The sequence below is a fragment of the Arthrobacter sp. Hiyo1 genome (assembly GCF_001263615.2).
In the GTDB taxonomy this organism is placed as follows: domain Bacteria; phylum Actinomycetota; class Actinomycetes; order Actinomycetales; family Micrococcaceae; genus Arthrobacter.
The window spans coordinates 474,068-480,099 of the sequence record NZ_DF952468.1 but is presented as its reverse complement, the minus strand read 5'-3'; the positions used below and the strand labels follow the sequence as shown (position 1 = coordinate 480,099).

Sequence of the window (6,032 nt, the reverse complement as noted above, 5' to 3'; positions counted from 1 at the left end):
GGTTCGCCCCCGGAGATCTCAAGAACACCGATTCCGGCGCCGCAGCGATCCTGGTGCGCACCCGCTGGCAGGACCTGGTCGAGGCCGGACGCGTGGAGCCCGGCCGGGCTGAAGACGCTTCGGTGACCGTTGCCATCGGATGGTTCCGGATAGCAGCCACGGTAGCCCTGGCCGCGGCCAGTTACTGGGCGGTCTTCCTGTAGGAGGTTTCCCTGGACGGGTAGCACTCAGCTGCCTTTCGAGGCGTCGGCAACGGGCGCCGTCGTGCTCGAGTGGCGCGTGGTTTCGATGGCGGTCTTGGCTTTGAACTTCTTCTGCCGCGGATCGAAGGCGTCCCGCAGGCCGTCTCCGATGAAGTTGATGCTGAGGCAGATGAGGATGATGAACAGGCCGGGGAACCAGAACAGCCACGGCCTCGTTGCGAAGGCTTCTTGGTTCTGGGCAACCAGCAGGCCGAGCGAGGTGTCGGGAGCCTTCACGCCGAGGCCCAGGTAGCTGAGTGCCGTCTCGAGCAGGATCGCCGCGGACATGGTCAGCGTCACGTTGACGATCAGCACACCGACGGCGTTGGGGAGGATGTGCTTGAAGATGATCCTTGCGTTGGACGCTCCGGAGATCCTGGCTGCGTCAACGAACTCCCGCTCGCGCAGGGTCAGGAACTCACCGCGGACCAGGCGGGCGAGGCCCACCCAGCTCACAAAGCCGAGGAAAATGCCAAGGATGACGACGCCGTTGTTGGCGGCAAATCCGGTCAGCCAGCTTCCCTCATCCCTGCGGTTGGCTATCTGGCCAACAACAGCCGCAAGGAGCAGCAACGGAATGATGATGATGACATCGGTCAGGCGCATGAGGATGGCTTCGACCCAGCCGCGGAAATAGCCGGCGAGTCCCCCGACGATTGCGCCGACAGCGCCCGCGATGGCGCCGATAAGGACCATGACCGTGATGGATTGTTGGGCACCGCGCATGGTCATGGCAAACAGATCGCGTCCAATACGGTCCTGGCCGAAGGGGTGCTCTCCCCAGGCGAGCGGCCAAAACGACGACGTGGGGGCACCGTCATTGACCAAGGGCGAAACGTCCACATGGTTGTACTTCCACCATCCGGGAATCCCGAATGCGCCCACCGAGGTGAAAGCAAGCAGGAAGATCACTGCGAAAACCGCGAGCCCGATCAGGCGCCGGTGTGGCCGAAAAACCTCTTGCGGACAATCTGGCCCTGGCTCAGGCCGCTGGTGACTTCGCTGCTTGCATGGGTGGCTGCAGCTTCGGCAAGCGCCTGTTGCGCGAGGAGTTCTTCCTCTTGGGTTGGCTGGCTCATGCTTTGATCCTTACGCGTGGGTCGAGCGCGGAGTACGCGAGGTCCGCTATCAGGTTGAAGACCATGGCGGTGATTGCAACACAAAGGAACACGCCCATCACGGGGTTCGGGTCAGTGTGCAGCAGTCCGTCGATGAACAGGAAACCCATGCCCCGAACGGAGAAGACCGTTTCCGTGATGACGGCGCCACCGATCAACGCACCGATGTCGAAAGCAACGATCGTTGCAATAGGGATCAGGGCGTTCCGGAAGGCGTGGCCCATGATCACGGAACGTTCGCTCAGACCCTTTGCCCGCGCAGTCCGGATGTAGTCCATGTTCATGATTTCGAGCATCGACGAGCGTGTGAACCGGGTGTAGCTGGCCAACGACACAAGGATGAGGCAATCGTCGGCAAGACGAGGTGGGTCAAGGTGTCTGTCGACATGATCCAGAAATCGCCTTGGATGTTCGGGGTTCCTGCCCCGATCGTGGCGATGGGGCGCCCGCGCACCCGGCTGTTGTTGAAATAGGACGGCCAAGCCTGCATGAATTTGTCCACAACCACAAGGAACCCGACCAGGAAGGCGGTCAGCCCGGCGGCGCGCATGGACTGGCCGCGGTCGTAGCCGCCCATGAAGTACCCCACTGCCACGCCAACCAAGATAGTGGCGATGGCCAGGAGGAAGATCATCAGCCCGGTCGCGTCATTGAGCAGCGGCTGCACAGCAAAGTAGGCAACCACGCCAATGCCCACCACGATCAGGCTTGATTGCAGGGCCTTGCGGTTCTTGAGTCCGGAAACCAAAATCGTGATTCCGAAGGCGATTCCAACCCCCATGATGGCGATGATGACCGGCCCCAGGCCGGGATTGCGGAACCATTGAGTCAGCGAGAAGTAGAAGAGAATAAGCGAAACAGCCGCAAAAACCGAGCCTCCGACGATCAGTCGGCGCCTCACCGCACCGCCGACGACGACGGCCCCGACGATGCCAAGGACGGCCCCGATTCCAAGGGCCACGACCGGCGGTATTTCGGGATTTCGGAGGAAGTCATTAAAGCCGATGGCACCGAATTCCTTGAGGAGAACGGCTACCCAGAAGATCGGCAGGGAGAAGAACAGGAAAGCCATGAAGGTTACGCCGTAGTCCAACGCGCTGTACTGGCGCAGTGCCGTAACGATGCCGAGCGAAATGCCGATGAGAATCGCAAGGATTGTCGCACCGGTAACCAGCGTCAGGGTTTGGACCAGCGCGAAACCGAGCGCCTCCGTGATTGGCTGCCCGGCAATGTTCTTACCAAGATTGCAGGCATTGCCGAAGGGAACCAGACACTGGGCAGCGCCTCCCAACCACTTGAAATAGCGCAGCGGCGCCGGTGTGTCGAGGTCGAGCAGATTGATTCGCGCATCCATCAGTGCTTGCCGGTTCGGCGCGCTGCTGGTGCGGAGCTCTTCCAAAGGGTCCCCGGACAACGCCGTCAGGAGATACACCAGGAAAGAAGCTCCAAGGAGAATGAATGCGGCGGTTACGAGCCGCCGGACGATATAGGTCACCATGGTGAAGAACCTCGAAATCCAGGCCCGGGGTCTCCGGCGCCTATCGCAGAATCGTGCCCCTTCCCTGCTTGAGGTCGTTGGGGAAGCAGACAATGTGCCGGTTCGCCAACCCGAAGGCGCCGGGACCATGATACGTCGGTCCCGGCGCCTCGGCTGGCGATATTGCGCGCTAGTTGGGCCTTACTTCTGAGCCCACTCCCAGAAGTTCCACCAAACGCCAGTCTGGTTCGGCATGAGCTTCACACCGGTGATGCGGTCGCTGTAGGCGTCCACGTTCACGGACTGGAAGAGCGGCACGCCGTATGCGGAGTCCCAGATCTTCTTGTCGATCTGCTTCTGCAGATCATCCTGCTTGCTGCGGTCGGTGGTGACCACGAGCTCTTCCATCAACTTGTCAGCGTCAGTGTTGCTGAACTGGTTGAAGTTGTTGCCACCAGCGGTCTTGAAGATCTGCGGAACGCCGGAGACACCGACGCCCGGGTTGATCCAGCCGAAGATGGTGGCATCGTAGCCGCCCTTGCCCAAGGCCTTGCCCCAGTCGGACTTGCCCAGGCCGCCGTCGACGATCTTGAAGCCAGCCTTGGTGGCGGATTCGCGGATCAGCGAGAAAGCGTCAACGCGGTTGGGGTTGTCCTTGTTGTACATGATGCGGATTTCCGGAGTAGCGCCGTTCAGGAGCTTCTTGGCACCATCAATGTCCACGTCCTGGTAGGCCGACGAGCCGTTGTTCTTGGCAGAGTCGGCGTAGGCAGCCTGCTGGGGAACGAAGATCTGCGAGTCCAGCGGCTTCGCGTTCGGGTCAAGCTTGCCAATGATCTTGCTGACGATGTCCTTGCGGGGCACTGTCTTCATGAAAGCGGTACGCACGTTTTGGTCGGCCAGCGGACCCGAGAAGTTCAGGTCCAAGTGGTCGAAGGCCAGCTGGTTGCCCTGGTCGACAGTGACGCCCTGGCTGGAGAGTGCCTTCAACTGGTCGAGGGTGTCCGCGGAAGCCTGCGGGGCAATGATGTCCGCCTCGCCGTTCTTGAGGGCCTGGACCTGTGCCGGCGCCGAACCGATGTACCGGACGGTAATTTCGTCAAGGTTTGGAGTCGGTCCCCAGTTGTAGTCCTTGTTGCGAACCATGGTGAGGGACTGGTCCTGGTTCATGCTCTTGACGATGTAAGGACCGTTTGAGAGGAACAGGGTCGGGTCAGCGGGAAGCGTCTTCGTGTCGAAGCCGGTGTTCCACATGTCCGACATTGCCTTCAGCTTCGGGTCGGCGGGCAGCGGTGCCTTGGAGTCTCCCCGCGGCTTGCTCTTGAAGAAGTCAATCAAGGCCTGGGTGTCCTTCAGGCCGGCCTTCTGCGCAAGGACATGGGCAGGAACGTCAATGCCGGGACCACCAAGCACGATCTCCCAGTCAGCGAACGGCTTGGAGTACTTGAGGGTGAGGGTCTTGTTGTTGTTGCTGATCTCCGGGAAGTCCGTCAGACTCAGGCCCGTGTTGTCACCAGCGTACGAGAAATAGGACGTGCCCGTCTTTGCCTTGGCATCGGCGTCGTCGTAGTAGCCGGAGAACGCCGCCCACTGCAGGAGGAGGTCAGCCGCGGAGACCGGGGTGCCATCAGACCACTTCACACCATCGTTGATGGTGTACTTGACGGTCAGCGGGTTGTCCGAGACCTTCTCCATCTTGCCGAACTTGTCGTTGTGTACGACGTTCAGCTTGTTGTCGATGTAGTAGAAGCCCGAGTGCGTTGCGTAGCTGACCTTGGAGTTGATGTCAGTATTGCCATCGGCTGTGTTGGGGTTGAACGTGTTGAAAGCGTTGACCTCGACCACAGTGGCCGTGCCACCCGTCTTGGCTGCTCCAGTGGATGGGGTATTGCCACCGGAATTGCCGGCACAGGCGCTCAGTGCGATCGCGGCGATTGCCGCAATACCCACTGCTTTGGAAGTACGTCCGAAACGCATTCCGCCTCCTATTTTTTTGAGTGGAAAAAGCCGGCGCTGTTGACTCCGGCAGACTGCCACAACCCCCTCAGCAGGCTTGTGGCTCGTCTCACATGAGCAGTAGCCTAGCGCCCGGAACGGATCTTTGGGTCTAAAGTTTCCCGCCGGTAAAGTTTGTTATCGAGATGCAATCATTGAAGGACGTCCTAGGGGTTCCGTGATCCGCGCCAACATGACATAAGCCCCGATTCACGGCGAACCGGGGGCTTATGTCAGTTAATTCCCCATCACTGAACCCTCCTGGCGGGGAGTGCCTGGAACAGATCTCACGATCCGATGGCAGCGTGCAGCGGTATCCAGACCTCGTGTTGGGGTTTACGTTGAGGTGCATGGGCGAGAAATTCACTTATGTGGGCGGTCCCCGTGATAAAGAACGCAGCGAGGGCGAGGTATCGGACTTCTATATCCGGCGCTTCAGTCCTACGTGGGCCGTCCGGTATCCGAGTCGGGTGTAGAAGGCTCGAGCCTGCTCCCGTGCTTCGTCTGTGGTCACTTGTGCCAGTTGCGCCCCGCGCGCACGCCCAAAATTGTGTGCCCACTCAAGCATCGCGGTGCCCAGGCCTTGTGAACGTTCCGCGGCAGCAACCCGCAGTCCCTCGATCTGCAAGCGGGAAGAACCACCCGGGAAAGTCCTGGGATAACAGTCAATTGCATCGTGGCAACGATGCGATCGGCATCATTTCGGACAACCCCCAGATAGTTGGAGCGGTCCCGAACAACCAGGTTGTAGGCCGCCTCGTATCGTTCGAGCTCGACGCACTCACGATCGGGGCCGAACTGATCATCGGACAGCAGCGCGGCGATGGCCTCGACATCATCGCGGCTCGCCCGTTCCAGCCTGAAGGTCCGGCCCGCCACCCGCAGCAGTCCTCGAACCGAGGATCGCGCATCTGCCTGCAAACGAGCGACCAGCAGATCGAGCCATCCGCCGACGTTCGCTCGAGCCTCAACGGTGTCGGGATAACGGCACCTCAAATGCAGGCCGGACTCGTCCAGGATGAACCAAAGCATGACGCCGTCCGTGTCGATTGTCGCGCTCACGTACTGGGCGTCGAGTCCGACCGAGTCGATTCGTACCGGCAGCCTGCGTAGGTCCAGCCAGGAGATCGCGAACATCCCAGGAGCGACGGGCATGCCGCCCCATGGAGCCAGAACGTCCGCGAGCGGCCACGAGCCAAG

At 60.7% G+C, this 6,032-nt stretch carries 3 protein-coding genes and 3 pseudogenes; 2 read left to right on the top strand and 4 right to left on the bottom strand.

Annotated features, from left to right (window positions below; genetic code table 11):
• Window positions 1-203 (top strand): annotated as a pseudogene (locus AHiyo1_RS26055) (PH domain-containing protein); the annotation flags it as partial.
• A gap of 24 nt (window positions 204-227) precedes the next feature.
• Here the strand turns inward: AHiyo1_RS26055 and AHiyo1_RS02140 are convergent.
• From AHiyo1_RS02140 to AHiyo1_RS26050, 4 genes and pseudogenes are all read right to left on the bottom strand, one after another.
• Window positions 228-1,321, bottom strand: a pseudogene (locus AHiyo1_RS02140) (ABC transporter permease).
• Window positions 1,318-2,858: pseudogene (locus tag AHiyo1_RS02135) on the bottom strand (ABC transporter permease). Before AHiyo1_RS02135 ends, AHiyo1_RS02140 begins: the two co-directional pseudogenes overlap by 4 nt.
• A gap of 180 nt (window positions 2,859-3,038) precedes the next feature.
• Window positions 3,039-4,814, bottom strand: coding sequence for an ABC transporter family substrate-binding protein (locus AHiyo1_RS02130; RefSeq protein WP_059387469.1), 1,776 nt, complete (start codon window positions 4,812-4,814; stop codon window positions 3,039-3,041).
• Window positions 4,815-5,253: 439 nt separating this feature from the next.
• Complete coding sequence (locus AHiyo1_RS26050) at window positions 5,254-5,460, bottom strand: GNAT family N-acetyltransferase (protein WP_340639270.1); 207 nt, start codon at window positions 5,458-5,460, stop codon at window positions 5,254-5,256.
• Window positions 5,461-5,501: 41 nt separating this feature from the next.
• On the opposite strand from AHiyo1_RS26050, the gene AHiyo1_RS27820 reads away from it, so the two are divergent.
• A complete protein-coding gene (locus AHiyo1_RS27820; RefSeq protein ID WP_340639269.1) occupies window positions 5,502-5,945 on the top strand; it encodes a hypothetical protein in 444 nt (147 codons plus the stop codon).
• Window positions 5,946-6,032: the final 87 nt, after the last annotated feature.